The 20,437-nt window shown below is 62.2% G+C and carries 20 protein-coding genes; 15 read left to right on the top strand and 5 right to left on the bottom strand.

Annotation, left to right across the window (positions count from 1 at the left end; all coding sequences use genetic code 11):
- Window positions 1–48 precede the first annotated feature (48 nt).
- From coxB to C7A17_RS09520, 4 genes are read left to right on the top strand one after another with little or no spacing between them, the layout of a single operon-like run.
- On the top strand, window positions 49–1,173 hold the full coding sequence (gene coxB / locus C7A17_RS09535) for a cytochrome c oxidase subunit II (RefSeq protein WP_106737812.1): 1,125 nt from the start codon (window positions 49–51) through the stop codon (window positions 1,171–1,173).
- Between the two features lie 4 nt (window positions 1,174–1,177).
- Entirely contained in the window at window positions 1,178–2,761 is a 1,584-nt protein-coding gene (gene ctaD, locus C7A17_RS09530) for a cytochrome c oxidase subunit I (protein WP_106737811.1), read from the top strand.
- Window positions 2,762–2,771: 10 nt separating this feature from the next.
- On the top strand, window positions 2,772–3,320 hold the full coding sequence (locus C7A17_RS09525; protein WP_106737810.1) for a cytochrome c oxidase assembly protein: 549 nt from the start codon (window positions 2,772–2,774) through the stop codon (window positions 3,318–3,320).
- 11 nt (window positions 3,321–3,331) lie between these two features.
- Window positions 3,332–4,219, top strand: a complete 888-nt coding sequence (locus tag C7A17_RS09520; protein WP_106737809.1) for a cytochrome c oxidase subunit 3 — start codon at window positions 3,332–3,334, stop codon at window positions 4,217–4,219.
- A 17-nt stretch (window positions 4,220–4,236) separates the two neighbouring features.
- Here the strand turns inward: C7A17_RS09520 and C7A17_RS09515 are convergent, their stop codons facing one another.
- Window positions 4,237–4,440: a twin transmembrane helix small protein gene (locus C7A17_RS09515; RefSeq protein WP_106737808.1), complete on the bottom strand. Its 204-nt coding sequence runs from the start codon at window positions 4,438–4,440 to the stop codon at window positions 4,237–4,239.
- Between the two features lie 70 nt (window positions 4,441–4,510).
- Between C7A17_RS09515 and C7A17_RS09510 the strand changes: the two genes are divergently transcribed.
- The 5 genes from C7A17_RS09510 to C7A17_RS09490 are packed head-to-tail and all read left to right on the top strand — an operon-like array spanning window position 4,511 to window position 8,479.
- Window positions 4,511–5,239, top strand: coding sequence for an SURF1 family protein (locus C7A17_RS09510; protein WP_106737807.1), 729 nt, complete (start codon window positions 4,511–4,513; stop codon window positions 5,237–5,239).
- Entirely contained in the window at window positions 5,214–5,792 is a 579-nt protein-coding gene (locus C7A17_RS09505) for a hypothetical protein (protein WP_106737806.1), read from the top strand. The genes C7A17_RS09510 and C7A17_RS09505 overlap by 26 nt, the downstream gene beginning before the upstream one ends.
- 55 nt (window positions 5,793–5,847) lie before the next feature.
- Window positions 5,848–6,915, top strand: a complete 1,068-nt coding sequence (locus C7A17_RS09500; RefSeq protein ID WP_106737805.1) for a COX15/CtaA family protein — start codon at window positions 5,848–5,850, stop codon at window positions 6,913–6,915.
- Between the two features lie 19 nt (window positions 6,916–6,934).
- Window positions 6,935–7,834 carry a heme o synthase gene (gene cyoE / locus C7A17_RS09495; protein ID WP_106737804.1) on the top strand — a complete coding sequence of 300 codons (900 nt, stop codon included), beginning with the start codon at window positions 6,935–6,937 and terminating at the stop codon, window positions 7,832–7,834.
- A 12-nt stretch (window positions 7,835–7,846) separates the two neighbouring features.
- On the top strand, window positions 7,847–8,479 hold the full coding sequence (locus C7A17_RS09490; RefSeq protein ID WP_106737803.1) for an SCO family protein: 633 nt from the start codon (window positions 7,847–7,849) through the stop codon (window positions 8,477–8,479).
- Window positions 8,480–8,630: 151 nt separating this feature from the next.
- Here C7A17_RS09490 and C7A17_RS09485 read toward each other — a convergent pair whose 3' ends face one another.
- Together C7A17_RS09485 and C7A17_RS09480 are read right to left on the bottom strand one after the other, a co-directional pair.
- Complete coding sequence (locus C7A17_RS09485; protein ID WP_106737802.1) at window positions 8,631–9,581, bottom strand: homoserine kinase; 951 nt, start codon at window positions 9,579–9,581, stop codon at window positions 8,631–8,633.
- A gap of 16 nt (window positions 9,582–9,597) precedes the next feature.
- The gene (locus tag C7A17_RS09480; protein ID WP_045733646.1) at window positions 9,598–9,882 is read right to left on the bottom strand and encodes a DUF2782 domain-containing protein; all 285 of its coding nucleotides are present in this window, start codon (window positions 9,880–9,882) and stop codon (window positions 9,598–9,600) included.
- Window positions 9,883–9,957: 75 nt separating this feature from the next.
- Here C7A17_RS09480 and polA point away from each other — a divergent pair, with 75 nt between their 5' ends.
- Entirely contained in the window at window positions 9,958–12,753 is a 2,796-nt protein-coding gene (gene polA / locus C7A17_RS09475; protein WP_106737801.1) for a DNA polymerase I, read from the top strand.
- A 432-nt stretch (window positions 12,754–13,185) separates the two neighbouring features.
- On the opposite strand, the gene yihA is transcribed toward polA, so the two are convergent.
- Window positions 13,186–13,833, bottom strand: coding sequence for a ribosome biogenesis GTP-binding protein YihA/YsxC (gene yihA / locus C7A17_RS09470; RefSeq protein ID WP_106737800.1), 648 nt, complete (start codon window positions 13,831–13,833; stop codon window positions 13,186–13,188).
- A gap of 242 nt (window positions 13,834–14,075) precedes the next feature.
- Here yihA and C7A17_RS09465 point away from each other — a divergent pair, with 242 nt between their 5' ends.
- The 5 genes from C7A17_RS09465 to C7A17_RS09445 all read left to right on the top strand — a co-directional run bounded on the left by C7A17_RS09465 (window position 14,076) and on the right by C7A17_RS09445 (window position 18,739).
- On the top strand, window positions 14,076–14,366 hold the full coding sequence (locus C7A17_RS09465; RefSeq protein ID WP_106737799.1) for a c-type cytochrome: 291 nt from the start codon (window positions 14,076–14,078) through the stop codon (window positions 14,364–14,366).
- A 116-nt stretch (window positions 14,367–14,482) separates the two neighbouring features.
- Window positions 14,483–15,088, top strand: coding sequence for a c-type cytochrome (locus C7A17_RS09460; protein ID WP_106737798.1), 606 nt, complete (start codon window positions 14,483–14,485; stop codon window positions 15,086–15,088).
- Between the two features lie 280 nt (window positions 15,089–15,368).
- Complete coding sequence (locus C7A17_RS09455) at window positions 15,369–15,995, top strand: thiol:disulfide interchange protein DsbA/DsbL (RefSeq protein WP_106737797.1); 627 nt, start codon at window positions 15,369–15,371, stop codon at window positions 15,993–15,995.
- Between the two features lie 18 nt (window positions 15,996–16,013).
- Window positions 16,014–16,886, top strand: a complete 873-nt coding sequence (locus C7A17_RS09450) for an endonuclease/exonuclease/phosphatase family protein (RefSeq protein WP_106737796.1) — start codon at window positions 16,014–16,016, stop codon at window positions 16,884–16,886.
- A gap of 5 nt (window positions 16,887–16,891) precedes the next feature.
- Window positions 16,892–18,739, top strand: coding sequence for a GGDEF domain-containing protein (locus C7A17_RS09445; protein WP_106737795.1), 1,848 nt, complete (start codon window positions 16,892–16,894; stop codon window positions 18,737–18,739).
- Between the two features lie 78 nt (window positions 18,740–18,817).
- On the opposite strand, the gene C7A17_RS09440 is transcribed toward C7A17_RS09445, so the two are convergent.
- Window positions 18,818–20,359, bottom strand: coding sequence for a nucleobase:cation symporter-2 family protein (locus C7A17_RS09440; RefSeq protein ID WP_106737794.1), 1,542 nt, complete (start codon window positions 20,357–20,359; stop codon window positions 18,818–18,820).
- Window positions 20,360–20,437: the final 78 nt, after the last annotated feature.

The following is a 20,437-nucleotide window of genomic DNA, read 5'->3' as shown; positions in this document are numbered from 1 at the left end:
CGCAGGCTCAGCCGGCGGGATAACAAGAACAATCAAGGGGAACCCGCAATGATGCGACATCCACGAGTCTGGATGGGCCTCCTGCTGTGGCTGACATTAAGCTCGGCGCATGCCCAGTGGACGGTGAACATGGCGCCCGGTGTCACCGAGGTCAGCCGTTCCGTCTTCGACCTGCACATGACCATCTTCTGGATCTGCGTCGTGATCGGCGTGCTGGTGTTCGGCGCGATGTTCTGGTCGATGATCATGCACCGCCGCTCCACCGGCCAGCAGCCCGCGCATTTCCACGAGAGCACCACCGTCGAGATTCTCTGGACCGTGGTGCCCTTGGCCATCCTCATCGTGATGGCGATTCCGGCGACCAAGACGCTGATCGAGATCTACGACACCACCGAGTCCGAGCTGGATGTCCAGGTCACGGGCTACCAGTGGAAGTGGCATTACAAATACCTGGGTCAGGATGTCGAGTTCTTCAGCAACCTGACCACGCCGCGCGACCAGATCAACAACCGCGCCGCCAAGGGTGAGCACTACCTGCTGGAGGTGGATCAACCGCTGGTGGTGCCGGTGGGCACCAAGGTGCGCTTCCTGATCACTTCTGCCGACGTGATCCACTCCTGGTGGGTACCTGCCCTGGCAGTGAAGAAGGATGCCATTCCCGGTTTCATCAATGAATCCTGGACGCGTATCGACGAGCCCGGCGTCTACCGTGGCCAGTGCACCGAGCTGTGCGGCAAGGATCACGGCTTCATGCCTGTCGTGGTCGAAGCCAAGTCCAAGGAAGATTTCTCCGCCTGGATGGACGAGCGCAAGCAGGCCGCAGCCGCCGAACGTGAGCTGACCAGCAAGGAATGGACCAAGGAAGAGCTCATGGCACGCGGCGAGAAGGCCTACAACACCACCTGCGTCGCCTGCCACCAGGCCAATGGCGAAGGCCTGCCACCGATGTTCCCGGCGCTCAAGGGCTCGGCCATCGCCACCGGGCCGGCCAAGGGACATATCGACATCGTTTACCACGGCAAGCCGGGTACCTCGATGGCCGCCTTCGGCAAGCAACTGTCGCCGGTAGACCTGGCCGCCATCATCACCTACGAGCGCAACGCCTGGGGCAACAATGTCGGTGACATGGTCACGCCCAAGGACATTCTCGACTTCTCGAAGGCTCAGGAGTAAGGACATGAGTGCAGTGATCGACCACGGTCATACTGACCACCACCATGGCCCGGCCAAGGGCCTGATGCGCTGGGTGCTGACCACCAACCACAAGGACATCGGCACGATGTACCTGTGGTTCAGCTTCTGCATGTTCCTGCTCGGCGGCTCGATGGCGATGGTGATTCGCGCCGAGCTGTTCCAGCCGGGCCTGCAGATCGTACAGCCGGAATTCTTCAACCAGATGACCACCATGCACGGCCTGATCATGGTCTTCGGCGCGGTTATGCCAGCCTTCGTCGGCCTGGCCAACTGGATGATCCCGCTGATGATCGGCGCGCCGGACATGGCTCTGCCGCGGATGAACAACTTCAGCTTCTGGCTGCTGCCGGCGGCCTTCGGCCTGCTGGTCAGTACCTTGTTCATGGAGGGCGGAGGGCCGAACTTCGGTTGGACCTTCTATGCGCCGTTGTCGACGACCTACGGGCCGGAGAGCACGACCTTCTTCATCTTCGCCATCCACCTCATGGGCATCAGTTCGATCATGGGGGCGATCAACGTGGTCGCCACCATCCTCAACCTGCGTGCCCCCGGCATGACCCTGATGAAGATGCCGCTGTTCGTCTGGACTTGGCTGATCACTGCCTTCCTGCTGATCGCGGTGATGCCGGTACTGGCTGGCTGCGTGACCATGATGCTGATGGATATCCACTTCGGCACCAGCTTCTTCAACGCTGCTGGCGGCGGTGATCCGGTGCTGTTCCAGCACGTGTTCTGGTTTTTCGGTCACCCCGAGGTGTACATCATGATCCTGCCCGCGTTCGGCGCGGTCAGCTCGATCATTCCGGCCTTCGCGCGCAAGCCGCTGTTCGGCTACACCTCGATGGTCTACGCCACCGCGGCCATCGCCTTCCTCTCGTTCATCGTCTGGGCGCACCACATGTTCACCGTCGGCATTCCGCTGACCGGCGAGCTGTTCTTCATGTACGCCACCATGCTGATTGCCGTGCCCACCGGGGTGAAGGTGTTCAACTGGGCCAGCACCATGTGGCAGGGTTCGATGACCTTCGAGGCGCCGATGCTGTTCTCGGTGGCCTTCGTCATCCTGTTCACCATCGGCGGGTTCTCCGGGCTGATGCTGGCCATCGCCCCGGCGGACTTCCAGTACCACGACACCTACTTCGTAGTGGCGCACTTCCACTACGTGCTGGTACCCGGTGCGATCTTCGGCATCTTCGCTTCGGCCTATTACTGGCTGCCGAAGTGGACGGGCCACATGTACGACGAGACCCTGGCCAAGCTGCATTTCTGGATGAGCTTCATCGGCATGAACATGGCGTTCTTCCCGATGCACTTCGTCGGCTTGGCCGGCATGCCGCGGCGCATCCCGGACTACAACATGATGTTCGCCAACTTCAACATGATCTCGAGCATCGGCGCCTTCCTCTTCGGCGCGACCCAGCTGCTGTTCCTGTTCATCGTCATCAAGTGCATCCGTGGCGGCAAACCCGCCCCGGCCAAGCCTTGGGATGGCGCCGAAGGTCTGGAGTGGACGGTGCCGTCACCGGCGCCCTACCACACTTTCAGTACGCCACCGGAAGTGAAATAGGAGGTCTGCCGTGAGCGAGGTCATCGCGACTCGTCGCCTGGTTACCCGTCTGCTGATCGTGGTGGTGGTGATGTTCTGCTTCGGCATCTTCGTCCTGCCGCCGTTCTACGACGCCATGTGTCGGGTGTTCGGCATCAATGGCAAGACGGCAGGCGCCTACCAGGGCGAGCAGATGATCGACGTGGCTCGGGAGGTGCGCGTGCAGTTTCTCGCCACCAACTCGGCCGAGATGGTCTGGGAGTTCGGCCCGAAAGCGGACGAGATGATGGTTCACCCGGGCGAGCCGCGCGACATGCTGTTCGTGGCCTACAACCCCAGCGACCACCCGATGACGGCGCAGGCCATCCCCAGCGTCTCGCCATCGCGGGCGGCGGCCTTCTTCCACAAGACCGAGTGCTTCTGTTTCACCCAGCAGGTGCTGCAGCCGGGCGAGCGCATCGAGATGCCGGTGCGTTTCATCGTCGACCGTGACCTGCCGCAAGACGTGAAGCACCTGACGCTGGGCTACACGCTGTTCGATGTTACTGCGAGCAAACCGCCAGTGGCACAGGCTCCATAAGGAGAACAACAATGTCGAGTCACGAGCACTATTACGTTCCGGCCCAGAGCAAATGGCCGATCATCGCCACCTTAGGTCTGCTGGTCAGCGTCTTCGGGTTGGGCACCTGGTTCAACGACTTGTCGGCCAATCGTGCTGAATCCAACGGCCCGCTGATCTTCTTCGTCGGCGGCCTGATCCTCGCCTACATGCTGTTTGGCTGGTTCGGCAACGTGATCAAGGAGAGCCGCGGCGGCCTCTACAGTCCGCAAATGGATCGCTCGTTCCGCTGGGGCATGAGCTGGTTCATCTTCTCCGAGGTGATGTTCTTCGCCGCCTTCTTCGGCGCCCTGTTCTACATCCGCACCTGGGCGGGGCCGTGGCTTGGCGGAGAGGGCGACAAGGGCGTCAGCAACATGCTCTGGGAAGGTTTCGAATACACCTGGCCATTGCTGCAGAACCCGGATTCCAAGCTGTTCCCGCCGCCGTCCGGGGTGATCGATCCCTGGCACCTACCACTGCTCAACACCATCCTGCTGGTGTCATCGAGCGTCACCGTGACCCTGGCCCACCATGCGCTGAAGAAGAACAAGCGTGGCCCGCTCAAGGCCTGGCTGGCGGCGACCATTCTGCTCGGCGCAGCGTTCCTGTTCTTCCAGGTCGAGGAGTACATCGAGGCCTATACCGAACTGGGTCTGACCCTGGGTTCGGGCATCTACGGCGCGACCTTCTTCATGCTCACCGGCTTTCACGGCGCTCACGTGACCATGGGCGCGATCATCCTGACGGTGATGCTGGTGCGCATCATGCGCGGGCATTTCGACGCCGAGAAACACTTCGGTTTCGAGGCGGCGTCCTGGTACTGGCACTTTGTCGATGTGGTCTGGCTGGGGCTGTTCATCTTCGTCTACGTGTTGTGACGAATGATGAGCTCCAGCTACCAGGTGACATGGGGCACGATCTGCCCTGAGTAGAAGCCCCAGGCCACCAGGGAGACGGTGATGGCGGTCAATACCACCCGAACCGTCAGAGCGTTGACCACACGGGTACCGCGGCTGTCGTCCTTGACCAGGAAGAACAGGCCGCTGAACAGACTGGCGACGGTAGCCAGCAACATGAGGACGATCGCGGCCTTGAGCATGCGAGACTCCGGGGGAGTGGTTGATGCAAGGCAGTATAGTCAGCCCGCATGCGGTTCGCGGAGGCGCGCAATGAGCGGCTTCCGCCCTGGCTGGCTGCCCAGCGTTCTGGTGCTGCTGCTGTTGCCTGGACTGTTGAGCCTGGGGTTCTGGCAGTTGCAGCGCAGTGAAGAGAAGCAGGCGTTGCTGAGCAGTTACGAGTCGCGTCGCCAGGCTGCACCCATCGGTCTCGATCAGCTCGAACGCAGTAAGGATCCTGCCTATCGACGCATCCAGCTGCAGGGGCATTTCGATGCGGAACACAGTCTGCTGCTGGACAACCGCATCCGCGATGGGCGCGCGGGCGTGGAGTTGCTGCAACCTTTCTACGATCAGCACAGCGGGCTTTGGGTCTTGATCAATCGCGGCTGGCTGCCCTGGCCGGATCGCCGCACCCCGCCGCAATTCACGACACCTGACGATGCCCTGCAACTGCAGGCCTGGGTCTATGTCGCACCTGGTGGTGGCTTGCACCTGCAGGGCGGGGAAGCCTCGGGCTGGCCACGTTTAATCGCCGAGGTCGAGGCGCAAGGCCTGTGGCGCCATCTGGGGCGCGGTGGATTGCCCTTCGAGGCGCGTCTGGAGCCAGGGCCAGCCAGTTATCGCGTCGACTGGCCAATCGTGGCCATGAGCCCCAGCAAACACCTTGGCTATGCGGTGCAGTGGTTCGCCTTGGCGGCCGCATTGCTTGGCCTGTTTATCTATCTCGGAATTCACAATGCACGGGAGGGTCGCCATGAACCCAGCCATCGCCATGCCTGAAACGCCGCGCAAAGGGCGTGGGCGCTTGCAGTTTCTGCTCATCTTGGCCATCGCCATCGGCCCGATGTTTCTGGCCAGCGCCATGTACCAGTGGCGTTTCTGGGTACCGGAGACGCGCAGCTACCACGGTGTCCTGATCGGTGATGGACGCACGCTGGTCGATCTCGGTGTACAGGGCGAGGTGGAGCCGCTATGGCAGATTCTGGTGACGGCGTCTGGAGCGTGCGAGGCCGACTGCCAGCAGTTGGTTTACCTGGCGCGGCAGATCCAGATCGGCCTCAACCGCGAGACTTCACGCGCCAGTCACGGCCTGGCTCTGGCCGAACCGCTGTCTGCCGACTATGACGCCACCCTCAAGCGCGAGTACCCACAGCTCGGCCGTTACCAGCTCGATCTGCAAGCCTATGAGAAGGCCGCCGAAGCCGTGTCAGGCGCGCAGCTGTGGCTGGTCGACCCGCATGGCAACCTGGTGCTGCGCTATCCGGCGGGTAGCAACGGTAAGGCGATTCTCGATGATTTGCGCTACCTGCTGAAAATTTCCCTGATCGGTTGACGCTTTGCCCTGTCCATAACGACAGGGCGCCATGCCCCGTGCTCAAGGAGTCGACATGCACAAGCCCGGTTATCGTCTAGCGCTGTTCGCCACCCTGCTGACTGTCGTGGTGGTGTTGCTGGGGGCCTACACCCGTCTCACCCATGCCGGCTTGGGCTGCCCGGACTGGCCTGGCTGTTACGGTTTTCTCGGTGTGCCGATGAGCGAACACAAGCAGGCCATTGCCGAGGCGCGTTTCCCCGAGGCGCCGGTGGAAGTTGCCAAGGGCTGGTACGAGATGATCCACCGCTACTTCGCGGGCGCGCTGGGCCTGGTGATCCTCGCCATCGCCATTCAGGCCGTGCGTCGCCGTGAGGACGCGAGCCAGCCAGTGAAGCTGCCGCTGGCGATTCTCGCGCTGGTGATCCTGCAGGGCGCGTTCGGTATGTGGACGGTCACCCTGCAGCTGTGGCCGCAGGTGGTCACGGCGCACCTGCTCGGTGGTTTCGCCACGCTGAGCCTGCTGACGCTGCTCACCTTGCGCTTGTCCGGGCGCTTTGCGCCCATCCAGATGGCAGGGCGACTGCGCGCGCTGGCTGTCGCCGGTTTGCTGCTGGTGATCGGGCAGATCGTCCTGGGTGGCTGGGTCAGCTCCAACTATGCGGCGGTGGCCTGCGTCGACCTGCCGACCTGTCATGGCGAGTGGTGGCCGGCGATGGATTTCGGCAAGGGCTTTCACCTCACCCAGCACATCGGCCCTAACTATCTGGGTGGCCAGCTCGACAGCGATGCGCGTACGGCCATCCATATGAGTCATCGCATCGGTGCGCTACTCGTCACGCTGATGCTGTTGCTGCTCGGTTGGCGTCTGCACCGCGCCGGTCTGTCGCGCCTGGCCGGGCTGGTTCTGCTGGCTCTGGTGGTACAGGTCAGCCTGGGGATCAGCAACGTGATCTTCCATCTGCCACTGCTGGTAGCGGTGGCGCACAACGCCGGTGGTGCAGCTCTGCTGCTGACACTGGTGTTGGTCAACTATCGGCTGCGTGCAGTTTCTGCAGGCGCGAGTGCGGTGAGCGAACCTCTGCATGCAAGGGTTTCGCGAGCGGAACTTGCCCCTGCCGGGCTGGCGCGTTCCGGCAAATAACGAACCAAGGAGAAATGCCATGGCGACCATGCTGCGCGCTCACTCCGAACACCCCATCTGGCGTGACTATCTCGAGCTGACCAAACCTCGTGTGGTGATGTTGATGCTGATCACCTCGCTGGTCGGCATGTTCCTCGCTACCCGGGCCGGCGTGCCCTGGACGGTGTTGCTGTTCGGCAACCTCGGCATTGGCCTGTGCGCTGGCGCGGCGGCGGCGGTCAACCATGTGGTGGATCGGCGTATCGATTCGATCATGGCTCGTACGCACAAACGTCCCGTTACCGCCGGGCGCATCTCGCCAGTGGCGGCGCTGACCTTCGCCTTGCTGCTCGCACTAGCCGGCATGAGCCTGTTGCTGGTGTTCACCAACGAGCTGGCCGCCTGGCTGACCCTGGCGTCGTTGCTCGGCTATGCGGTGATCTACACCGGCTTTCTCAAGCGCGCCACGCCGCAGAACATCGTGATCGGTGGTCTGGCCGGCGCTGCCCCGCCGTTGCTGGGCTGGGTCGCCGTCACCGGGCACCTGAGTGCCGAACCTCTGCTGCTGGTGCTGATCATCTTCGCCTGGACGCCGCCGCACTTCTGGGCGCTGGCCATCCATCGCAAAGAGGAATACGCCAAGGCAGACATTCCCATGCTGCCGGTCACTCATGGCGAGCACTACACCAAGGTGCATATCCTGCTCTACACCCTGGCGATGTTTGCGGTGACCCTGCTGCCCTACGCCATCCACATGAGCGGGCCGCTCTATCTGGTATGCGCCCTGCTGTTGGGCGGCCGCTTCCTGCACTGGGCCTGGGTGCTGTACCGTGACAGCAAACCGCACGCAGCGATCAATACCTTCAAGTACAGTATCTGGTACCTGTTCCTGCTGTTCATCGCCTTGTTGGCGGATCACTACTTGCTGCTGAATATCTGACTAAGGGCCCTCATGACGCGTACCCACACAACGGTTTTCGTTCTTGTCGCTATCGTGGCCCTGGTGCTGGGGCTTACCGTCAACAAGGTACTCAGCAGCAAGGGCCAGGGCGATCCGGCCGCGTTGCTCGATGCCGGTATCGTGTTGTTGCCGCAGAACCGTAGCCTGCCGGCGCTGAGTCTGATCGATCAGGACGGCAAGGAGGTTGTGGTCGATCAGCTCAAGGGTGACTGGACATTGCTGTTCTTCGGCTACACCTTCTGCCCGGATATCTGCCCGGCCACCCTCGCCCAGCTGCGTCAACTACAGGGTCAACTGCCCGAGGAAACTCGCGCACGCCTGAACGTGGTGATGGTCAGCGTCGACCCTCATCGCGATACGCCGGAGCAACTGAGCAAGTACCTGAATTATTTCGACGCCGGTTTCAAAGGGCTGACCGGAGAGGAAGCGACGCTGCAGAAATTCGCCAACTCGGTGAGCATTCCCTATATCCCCGCCGACACCAGCAAGGAAAACTACACCGTCGATCACAGCGGCAACCTGGTGATCATTGGCCCGGACGGCACCCAGCGTGGTTTCATCCGCGCGCCGATCAACAACGCCAAGCTGGCGGCGCAGCTGCCGGGGCTGGTTTCGGGTAGCTGATCCGCTTGGGTGCGACTGCGAACCACCACCATCAAGGCTGTATGGCACAGCATTTCCCTACGGCCCCCATTTGGGGCTCGTAGAGTACGCCGCGCGCACCGGCGGGCGCTCAAAGGCATTGGTGCGCACGGCGCACCCTACGGGGCGTGTGCTAGAGCGCGAACGGCAGGGGCAGGTTGACTTGCTGGCGTTGTGCCAGGCGCCGCTGGAATTCACCCGGATCATGAATCAGCACTTCCTGCCCGGCGAACGACTCGGCAGCGATCAGTCGTGACAGCCAGAAGCGCACGCACGCCACGCGCAGCATAGACGGCCATAGTTCGGCCTCGGCGGCGCTGAAGGGCCGCTGCGCGGCATAGGCGCCGAGCAGTGCACGAGCGCGCGCGCCATCGAGGCTGCCATCTTCCTGCGAGCACCAGTCGTTCAGGGTGATGGCCAGGTCGTAGAGCATCGGCCCGGAGCAGGCGTTGTAGAAGTCGATTACCCCGGCCAGGTGATTACCGTCGAACAGTACGTTGTCGCGGAACAGGTCGGCATGCAGGTTGGCGCGCGGCAGGGCGAGGATGCGCGGCTTCAGCTCGGCGATCTCAGACAGCGCATCACGCAGCAGCGGTAACGCCTGTTCATCAAGCTTCAGCGCCTGACTCGGGCCTTCGGCCAACATCCAGTCCAGGCCACGGTCGCTGCGACGCTCCACCGGCTGTTCGCGAGTCGCCAGGTGAATGCGGGCGAGCAGGTTGCCGACCTCCTGACAGTGATGCGCATTGGCTTCACGCACATGTTTGCCGGACAGTCGTGGCTGCAGCAGCGCCGGTTTTTCCGCCAGGCTGCGGAGCGCCTCGCCATCCTGCGTACGCAGGGCGTAGGGCACCGGCAGGCCAGCATCATGGAGCACGTCGAGCAGTTCGATGAAGAACGGCAGGTCGGCCACCGGGCCGCGCTCGACCAGGGTCAGAACGTATTCGCCCTGCTCCAGGCTGACGAAGAAATTACTGTTTTCGCTGCCCGCAGCAATGCCCTGGAAGTCGCGCAACCGGCCAAGCCCATAGGGCGACAGGAAGACTTCGAGCTCATGACGCTCCAGGGGGGTGAATACCGACATATCAGACCTTAATGACTTACCAGCTAAAGATTTCCCAGGACGGGATCAGCATGTCCGGATCGTCCGAACGCACGAAGTTGCCGTCGCTGCCGTCGGCACGAACGAGGAAGTAGGGTTTACCGTTCTTCGGAATCACCTTGATGGCGTAGAGGAAGCCATTGACCCGGTATTCCTGAATGGTGCGGTCGCCATCCTGGCGAATGGTCACGTCGGGATCGGCGGAAACCGGATCCTCGGCTTGAGCGGCAAGCGGAAGACAGGCCATAAGGCCGACCAGCAACAGGCGATTCAGCGTACCCATGATAATCTTGTTCCTTTGTTTTTCACCGATGCAGCCATTCTACCGCTGCACCCGCCGAAAAGGTTGATCCCGCGCATGAGCCAAGCCCCCCTCGTTCTGGTCGACGGTTCCTCGTACCTGTACCGCGCCTTCCACGCCCTGCCGCCGCTGACCACTTCCAAGGGCCTGCCCACTGGAGCGGTGAAAGGCGTGCTGAACATGCTCAAGAGCCTGCGCAAGCAGTACCCGAACAGCCCCTTCGCCGTGGTCTTCGACGCCAAGGGCGGCACCTTCCGTGACGAGCTGTTCGCCGAGTACAAGGCCAATCGCCCGTCCATGCCCGACGAGTTGCGCGTCCAGGTCGAGCCGCTGCATGCCAGCGTGCGTGCCCTCGGCCTGCCGCTGCTGTGCGTCGAAGGCGTGGAAGCCGATGACGTGATCGGTACCCTGGCGCGCCAGGCGGCCGGGGAAAAGCGCGACGTGGTCATCTCCACCGGCGACAAGGACATGGCGCAGCTGGTCTGCCCGCACGTTACGCTGGTCAATACCATGACTGGAAGCGTCTACGACGCCGATGGCGTAAAGGAGAAATTCGGTGTCGGCCCTGAGCTGATCATCGACTACCTGGCGCTGATGGGCGACAAGGTCGACAACATCCCGGGCGTGCCTGGCGTCGGTGAAAAAACTGCCCTCGGCCTGTTGGTCGGTATCGGCGGTGGCCTCGACGTGCTCTACGCCAACCTCGACAAGGTGCCCGAGCTGCCGATCCGCGGCGCCAAGAGCTTGCCGGCCAAGCTCGAGGAACACCGCGAGATGGCCTACCTGTCTTATCAGTTGGCGACCATCAAGACCGATGTGCCGCTGAATATCGAAATCGAATCGCTGCACCCCGGTGAGCCGGATCAGGCGGCATTGGTCGAGTTGTACGGCCAGCTGGAATTCAAGAACTGGCTGGACGACCTGCTGCGCCAGAACAAGGCGCTGGCGGCCAAGGTGGTTGCACCGGCCGGCGACCTGTTCGCTGAGCCCGCTGGCGAAGCCAGCGAGGAAGTCGCCGAGCCAGCGCCGGTCAGCACCGGTGATTACCAGCTTGTGCTGGAGCAAACACAGTTCGATACCTGGCTGAAGAAACTGGAGCAGGCCGAGCTGATCGCCTTCGACAGTGAGACCACCAGCATCGACGCCCAGCAAGCGCAACTGGTCGGCTTGTCCTTCGCGGTCAAGGCCGGCGAAGCGGCCTATATCCCGCTGGCGCATTCCTACATGGGCGTGCCGCAGCAGCTCGACCGCGATGCGGTACTCAAGGCGCTCAAGCCGATCCTCGAAGACCCGGCCAAGGCCAAGGTCGGCCAGCATGCCAAGTACGACATCAACGTCCTGGCCAACGCCAGCACACCGATCACCGTGCAGGGCGTGGCCTTCGACACCATGCTCGAATCCTACGTGCTGGATTCCACCGCCACTCGCCACGACATGGACAGCCTGGCGCTGAAGTACCTGAACCACAGCACCATTCGCTTCGAGGACATCGCTGGCAAGGGCGCCAAGCAGCTGACCTTCGACCAGATCGCCCTGGAGCAGGCCGGCCCCTACGCCGCCGAAGACGCCGACGTGACCCTGCGCCTGCACCAGGAACTGTGGAGCCGGCTCGAAGCGGTGCCGTCCCTGGCCAAGGTGCTGCGCGACATCGAAATCCCACTGGTGCCGGTACTGGCACGCATCGAGCGCAACGGCGCCCTGGTCGATGCCAAACTGCTCGGCGAGCAGAGTGTCGAGCTGGGTGAAAAACTGGTGGAGCTGGAGCGCAAGGCGTTCGAGATCGCCGGCGAGGAATTCAACCTCGCTTCGCCCAAGCAGCTGGGCGTGATCCTCTACGAAAAACTCGGCTACCCGGTGATCAGCAAGACCGCCAAGGGCCAGCCATCGACCGCCGAGGCGGTGCTGGCCGAGCTGGCCGAGCAGGACTTCGAGCTGCCCAAGGTGCTGATGCAGTACCGCTCCTTGAGCAAGCTCAAGAGCACCTACACCGACAAGCTGCCGGAGCAGATCAACCCGCGCACCGGGCGGATTCACACCAGCTATCACCAGGCGGTGGCCGCCACTGGCCGCCTGTCGTCGAGCGACCCTAACCTGCAGAACATCCCGATCCGCACCGCCGAAGGAAGACGCATCCGCCAGGCCTTCGTTGCGCCCAAGGGTTACAAGCTGATGGCGGCGGACTACTCGCAGATCGAGCTGCGCATCATGGCCCACCTGGCCAAGGATGAAGGTCTGCTGGATGCCTTCCGCCATGACCTGGATGTGCACAAGGCCACGGCTGCCGAAGTGTTCGGCGTGCCGCTGGACGCAGTGACCAGCGATCAGCGGCGCAAGGCCAAGGCTATCAACTTCGGCCTGATCTACGGCATGAGCGCCTTCGGCCTGGCCAAGCAGATCGATGTCGAACGCAAGGAGGCGCAGGCCTACATCGACCGTTACTTCGCCCGCTATCCAGGTGTACTGACATACATGGAGAGCACCCGTGCCCAGGCTGCCGAGCAGGGCTATGTGGAGACGGTCTACGGCCGTCGCCTGTACCTACCGGAAATCCATGCGCAGAACCAGGCCATGCGCAAGGGCGCCGAGCGTGCGGCGATCAACGCGCCGATGCAGGGCACGGCAGCCGACATCATCAAGCGCGCCATGATCGCCGTGGACGGCTGGTTGCAGGACAGCGGCATCGATGCTCGCATCATCCTGCAGGTGCATGACGAACTGGTGCTGGAAGTGCGCGAGGAACTGATCGACGAGGTCAGTGCCAAACTCAAAAGCCTGATGAGTGGCGCCGCCGAACTGGAGGTGCCGTTGCTGGTTGAAGTGGGTGTCGGCGCCAATTGGGACGAAGCTCACTGATCCACCTGCGCCGCGGCGCCAAGCCGCGGCCGCTCTAGCTTTAGGGTTTCAGGGAATCAAAAAGCGCTTTCTTATGGCAAATGGTTTTTAAGAAGGTGATGAACTTTCCGCAAACCCACCCGGTCAGAGTTCATGAATGGCCGTTAAGCCCTTCAATGCTCCTTTGTTGTGTTAAGTGTTGGCAGACATCTGAACCCCGCCCTAGCGGTTCAGACCTTGAACCCCGAACTTCTCCCTCCCCATACGAAGCTCGGGGTTTTTTTTGCCTGCAGAAAAGTGCCGCTAGCTGCATTCTGACGACCCTCTACCGCTTGCGGGAGAGGGCTTCTCTGATGCGCTTTCAAGTCAAAACGGGCGGCTGCAGCTCCGTAGGGTACGCCGCGCGCACCGAATACTCCCTACGATCTCGGTGCGCACAGCGCACCCAACGACTCATTCCTCGGCGCCTTCTTCATCCTCTTCCGGCAACAGATCCAACCAGCCGGCCAGCACCATTTGCGCTTCTTCCACGCCCATGCGCTTGGGCGCCGAGAACAGCTGGATGCTGATGCCCTCGCCCCACTGTTTGTGAATGTCCTGGCGCACCTTGAGCAGCGCGTTCTTCGCCGCGCCAAAGGCCAGCTTGTCCGCTTTGGTCAGCAGGATGTGCAGCGGCATGCCGCTGGCCACCGACCAGTCCAGCATCATGCAGTCGAACTCGGTCAGCGGATGGCGGATATCCATCATCAGCACCAGGCCGCACAGACTCTCGCGGCTGCCCAGGTAGGCCTCCAGATGCTTCTGCCAGTGCTGTTTGAGTGGGATGGGTACCTTGGCATAGCCGTAGCCGGGCAGGTCGACCAGGCGGCGCTCATCGTCCAGGCGGAAGAAATTGAGCAGTTGCGTGCGTCCCGGTGTTTTCGAGGTGCGCGCCAGGCTGGCGTGGGTCAGGGTATTGAGCGCACTCGACTTGCCGGCGTTGGAGCGACCGGCGAAGGCGACCTCCAGACCGCTGTCCTCGGGGCACTGATCGACCTTGGCGGCACTGATGAGGAAGCTGGCCTGCTGGCACAGACCGATGATGGGATTCTTCGGGAGCATGGGGGTATCCGGTGGTTGCCTCGATCCGCTTCGACCGTTCGAGGGCTTGCGACATTTCCGCGCACCTGCTGCACGCCAGGTGGCGCGGCAAGCGGCGTCGTTTCCGTTTCAGCATTGCCAGTATATAATGCCGCAGATTTTGTGTGCGCTTTGTCCCACCCGCAGGAACCCGATTGTCGGGAGCGATTACATCTCTGCTCGATAGAAAGCAGGACGCTCCCTGCCCTGATGAGGTTGATCTGATGAAGAAAATGCTGCTCGCTGCTGCCGTTATGATGCTGTCTTTCAACGGCTATGCTGCTCAGGATCCGCAAGCTGTGTATGACCGCGCCTGTGGTGTATGCCACAACGGCCAGATTCCCACGGCGCCCAAGAAGGGTGACAAGGCCGCATGGGAACCGCGTCTGGCCAAGGGCATGGATACACTGGTGCAGAGCGTCACCAATGGTTTGAATGCCATGCCGCCGCGCGGTTTGTGCATGGATTGCACGGCCGAGGATTACCAGGCGGTCATCAAACTGATGACCGAATGAGTAAGTCCGGCCGATAGCAGGCCGTTGAAAAACGCAAGCGAGGCAGCAATGGCAACGCAGGTAGTTTTTCAACAACCTGATAACCCTTTCTCTTTTAGCCGTAATTGGATTAGCTGATGAACAAAGTACTCGTGAGTCTGCTGTTGACCCTGGGCCTCACTGGCGTGGCGCAGGCTGCTGGCGATGCCGAAGCCGGTCAGGGCAAAGTCGCTGTCTGTGGCGCCTGCCATGGCGCCGATGGCAACAGCCCCGCGCCAAACTTCCCCAAACTGGCCGGCCAGGGCGAGCGCTACTTGCTCAAGCAACTGCACGACATCAAGTCCGGTAACCGTCAGGTCGTTGAAATGACCGGCATGCTGGATAACCTCAGCGAGCAGGATATGGCTGATATCGCCGCCTACTTCTCCAGCCAGAAGATGAGCGTCGGTGCTGCCGATCCCAAGCTCGTCGAGCATGGTGAAGCGCTGTTCCGCGGCGGCAAGCTGGAAGAGGGCATGCCGGCCTGCATCGGTTGCCATTCGCCTGACGGCGCTGGCCTGGCGGCTGCCGGCTTCCCGCACCTGGGTGGCCAGCACGCTCAATACGTGGCCAAGCAGTTGACCGATTTCCGTGAAGGTAACCGCACCAACGACGGCGATGCGATGATCATGCGTGCCATCGCTGCCAAGCTGAGCAACAAGGATATTGAAGCCGTATCCAGCTTCATCCAGGGTCTGCACTGATAATTTGCTGCGCGTCGGCCCTGCGGCGTCAGAAACAGGATCGGAATGCTCATGTACAAAAGTACACTCCGCTTCCTCTCCTGTTTCTTCCTTGCAGGGCTCTAGCTCGCGAAATTTTCAAAAGACCAAGAGCTTGTTGCTTTTGGCAAGACAAAGGGTGGCTTCGGCCGCCCTTTTTCGTATGCGCCATGGCTACAATGGGCGGAACCGGCCCAATGGTAGTGAGTCATAGTCTCGAATCGCCACCAGGGCGACGCTTATCCAGTCAAGGAGTACCCCCATGCGTAACCTGATTTTCGGCGCCGCTCTGGCGATCAGCAGCCTGTTCGGCCTCACTGCCCATGCCGAACCAGTCGCCGGCCAGCAGTATGTCGAACTCAACAGTCCGGTGCCGGTGTCCAAGCCGGGCCAGGTCGAAGTGGTCGAGTTGTTCTGGTACGGCTGCCCGCATTGCTACCAGTTCGAATCCACGCTCAACCCCTGGGTCGAGAAGCTGCCGGACGACGTCAACTTCGTTCGCGTCCCGGCGCTGTTCGGCGGGGTTTGGAACGTGCACGGTCAGGCATTCCTCACACTGGAAGCCATGAAGGTCGAGCACAAGGTGCATGATGCCGTGTTCAACGCCATCCACCAGGAGAAGAAGAAGCTGGCATCGGCTGAAGAGTTCGCCGACTTCATTGCTACCCAGGGTGTGGATCGCGATGCCTTCCTCAAGACCTTCAACTCCTTCGCCATCAAAGGCCAGATGGAAAAGGCCAAGAAGCTGGCCATGGCCTACCAGGTCACTGGCGTACCGGTGATGATCGTCGGTGGCAAATATCGCTTCGACCTGGGCTCGTCCGGTGGCCCGCAGCAGACCCTCAAAGTTGCTGATTTTCTGATCGCCAAGGAGCGTGCCGCGCTCTAAGCGCGGTAGGCGCAAGACATGCTGCGCCGCTGGCGACAGACCCGTGCGGTTGGCCTGTGTGATCCACAGGTCAATCCGCACTGTCCGCCGAACGACGACTGGCCCGCCGACGGCCTGCTGCGTCTTCTCAGTTTCAACGTCCAGGTCGGTATCAATACTCAGCGTTACCACCACTACCTGACGCGCAGCTGGCAGCATGTGCTGCCGCATGCCGGACGTGTTGGCAATCTGCAACGCATCGGTGACCTGCTCGCCGACTTCGATCTGGTCGCCCTGCAGGAGGTCGATGGTGGCAGCCTGCGTTCGGGCTTCATCAATCAGGTGGAATACCTGGCCCAGCAAGGGGCTTTCCCCTACTGGTACCAGCAGCTCAATCGCAACCTTGGTCGTTTCGCCCAGCACAGCAACGGCGTGCTCAGCCGCTTGCGTCCGACTCTGCTGGAAGATCATCCTCTGCCAGGCCCGCCTGGCCGTGGTGCGATCTTCATGCGCCTCGGTGAAGGCGAACAGGCCCTAGGCGTGGTGATGATGCACCTGGCGCTGGGGGCGCGAACGCGCACCCGACAGTTGGCTTACATCCGTGAGCGGGTCAGTGAGTTTCGTCATCTGGTGCTGATGGGGGATATGAATACCCACGCCAACGACCTGCTGGAAAACTCCCCGTTGCGTGATCTGGGCCTGGTAGCGCCTCAGGTCGAGGCCACCTTTCCCAGTTGGCGACCGCAGCGCTGTCTCGATCATATTCTGCTCAGCCCGGAGCTCGAACTGGGCCGTGTCGATGTACTGAGCCAGCCTATCTCCGATCACCTACCAGTGGCTGTGGAAATCCGTCTGCCGAAGGCTCAAAGTAGTGGCCAAAAGCCCATATCGAACCCGCCTTCTCTCGGATAAGCCGCATGAGCGACGCAGCCCAACGCTGGAAAGACAAGTACCTGAGCGGCCTGGAGCACCAGGAAAAGCTTGAGCGACGCTGGGATCTGCGCCTGGATCTGTTGCGTCGTGGCCTGGTGCGCAGCAGCCTGGCGGCCGAGGGCACCGACAAGGCGGTGGATCAGTGCATGAAGGAAATGCGCGAAATCCTCCGGCGTGACGATATGGATGCGCCCCTGGGGGAGCTCATTCCTCGCCTGGAAAAGGCCGTGCTGGATTCCGAGCAGCGCCGCCAGCAGCGCGCTGGCGAAGCGCTGAGCGCGTTGCAGCAGATGGTCGCGCAACTCCAACGGCTGGAGCCTCCGCGCGAGGTGCGCAAGGCACTCAAGACCCTGAGCCGGCAGATGGAGGAGGCCACCAGCCATATCCACAAGCTCCCAGCGGTGCTCAGCCAGTTGAGTCAGCTGCAGGGGCAGACACTCGACCAGTTGCGTGCAGCGTCGCCTGAACAGCCGGGTTTGCTGCAACGCCTGTTCGGCACCCGAAGCGATGCCGCAGCGGCGACTGCTGCCGAGCCTGCAGTGGCCAGCGAGCCTACCGTCGCGACTGAGCTGGCGTTGCCGGTACCGGGGGAGTCGCTGCCGGGAGCCGCGACCCGGCTGGAGCCGGCGACCGCTGTCGCTGTTGCAGCATCGGTACCCGCCAGCCCTGTTGCCGTCGCCGCGAAGCCGGCAGCGCTGCTCGACAGCCTGCCGCTGCCGCCGGGCCTGCTGGGCGCCGACGAAGCGAATGCCGATGCGGCGTTCGCCCTGCCTGATCGCGAGCCGGGTTATAGCACCGTGGCGCCGCACATCGCCGAAAGCTTGCGCCTTCTGCTGGCCGAACTGGAGCTGCCACCGCGCCATCAGCCGCAAGGCGACGCCCTGCTGGAGCGTCTGCTCGGGCCATTGAACTGGTACGAACTGGTGCCCGTGCTGGATGATCTCGCGGTATTGGTGCTGGCCGTGACCGACAGCGGCCAGCGCGAATTCGCCGGTTATCTCAAGCAGCTCAACGAGCGCCTGGCCGCATTCATCGACACCCTCAGCGCAGCCAGCGAGGGCCACAGCGAGTCCGTCGAGCGTGCGCGCAGCTTCAATCAGGAGCTGCGCGAGCAGGTCACCGACCTGCAGTCCAGCGTGCAGGAGGCCGTGGATCTGGAAACGCTCAAGCAGGCTCTGGAGCAACGCCTCGACGGTCTCCTGCAGAGCGTCAGCGCTCATCAGCGCCAGCGTGACCAGCGTGAGGAAGAAGTGGGCGAGCGCCTGCAGGGGCTGGTGCAGCGCGTGGCCGACATGGAACGCGAAGCCCAGCAGTTTCGCGATCATATCGAGGAGCAGCGGCAGAAGTCCCTGCTCGACCCGCTGACCGGGTTGCCCAATCGCGCCGCCTGGGCTGAGCGTCTGGAGCTGGAGGTCGCGCGCCGCCAGCGCTATGGCGGGCAGTTGCTGCTGGCGGTGTTGGACATCGATCACTTCAAACGGATCAACGATGGTTACGGTCACCTGGCCGGCGACCGTGTGCTGAAGATCATCGCCGGTGAGCTGCAGAAGCGCCTGCGCAAGACCGACTTCATCGCGCGTTTCGGTGGCGAGGAGTTCGTTCTGCTGATCCCGGCAACGCCCTTGGAGAGTGGGCTGCAATTGCTCGAGGCATTGCGTACGGCAATCGAGGCCTGCCCCTTCCACTTCAAAGGTGAGCCGGTGACCATCACCTTTTCGGCGGGCATCGTTGAGTTCACTGATGGCGTGACCGCCGACGCCGTGTTCGAGCGCGCCGATCAGGCGCTGTATCGAGCCAAGGGTGCTGGTCGTAACCGGGTCGAACAGGCGTAACCCGCCTGGTCGATGGTGAGTTGCGCCGTACCCCTTGGTGCGGATGGCTGGGCCAACATGACAGACCGCTAACCTGCCCTACGACATGACCTGCTTCGTATCGGCGCTGCTCTGCACCGTTGCCTTGGAGGTCGCTCGCGCCGCCGGCGCGTGATCGTCCTCATCCTGCAGCGGTACCTCGTTGCCCTGGGCGTCATACAACTTGCCACCGACGAAGTGATCGCCCTCATGCAAGGCGGCGATGTCGCGATAACGCAGGCTGCGCTCGGTGCCGGCGACGAATACCGACTGCTGATCCGAGTTGCCGACTGTGAAGTGATTGAACAGCAGGTTGAGCAGGATCGCCATGATCGCCGCCGAGCTGATGCCCGAGTGGAAAATGGTTTCGAACCAGGCCGGGAAGTGGTGATAGAAGCTCGGCATGGCGATGGGAATCATGCCGAAGCCGATGGAGGTAGCGACGATCACCAGGTTCATGTTGTTGCGGTAATCGACCTTGGCCAGGGTGCGAATGCCGCTGGCCGCCACCGTGCCGAACAGCACGATACCGGCGCCACCGAGTACCGAGGTCGGCACTGCAGCGATCACGCGGCCCATGATCGGCAGCAGGCCGAGCGTCACCAGGATCAGGCCGCCGGTGGCTACCACGTAGCGACTCTTGACGCCGGTGACGGCTACCAGGCCGACGTTCTGGGCGAAGGCGCTCTGGGTGAAGGAGCCGAACAACGGTGCCACCACACTGGAGATCATGTCCGCGCGCAGGCCGTTGCCCAGGCGTTTGGAGTCGACCTTGGTGTCGATGATGTCGCCGACGGCGAGGATGTCTGCCGAGGTTTCCACCAGGATCACCATGACCACGATCAGCATCGAGATGATCGCGGCCACCTCGAACACCGGCATGCCGAAGTGCAGCGGCGTAGGGAAGGCCAGTACCGGGCCTTCGCCGATTCGCGAGAAGTCGGCCATGCCGAACGCCAGGGCGACCAGGGTGCCGATCACCATCGCCAGCAGAATCGACAAGCGCGAGATGGTCGCGCTACCGACCTTGCTCAGCAGCAACACGGTGGCCAGGGTAAAGGCTGCCAGGCCGATATTGGCCATGCTGCCGAAATCTTCTGCGCTGCTGTTGCCGCCCATGGCCCAGCGGGCCGCCACCGGCATCAGCGTCAGGCCGATGGTGGTGATGACGATGCCGGTCACCAATGGCGGGAAGAACTTGGTGATCTTGGAGAATATCGGCGTTATCAACAGGCCGATCAGCGCGGCACCTATCACTGCGCCAAACACCACCGGCAGACCCCCTTCACCGCCATTGGCACCGACTATCGCGACGATGGTCGCCACGCTGGCGAAGGACACGCCCTGCACCAGCGGCAACTGGCAGCCGAAGAATGGCAGGCCAAGCGTCTGCAGCAGGGTCGCCGCGCCGCCAACGAACAGGGATGCGGCAATCAGCAAGCCGATATCGGCGGACGACAGGCCTGCGGCCTGGCCGACGATCAGGGGTACCGCGACGATGCCGCCGTACATGGTCAGGACGTGCTGCAGGCCATAGAGCAGGTTGGCGCCCATGCCGAGGTTTTCATCCTCTGGGCGTGACGTGGTAGGGGTAGAGGTCATGCTGAATCTACTCGCTGTTGTTCTTGTGCGATCAATGTAGACACTTTATTGGCATTTTGGCTACTACTTTGTATACAT

The organism is Pseudomonas mendocina, assembly GCF_003008615.1.
GTDB classification, from domain to species: domain Bacteria; phylum Pseudomonadota; class Gammaproteobacteria; order Pseudomonadales; family Pseudomonadaceae; genus Aquipseudomonas; species Aquipseudomonas mendocina_C.
This window is presented reverse-complemented; position numbering and strand designations above follow the sequence as displayed.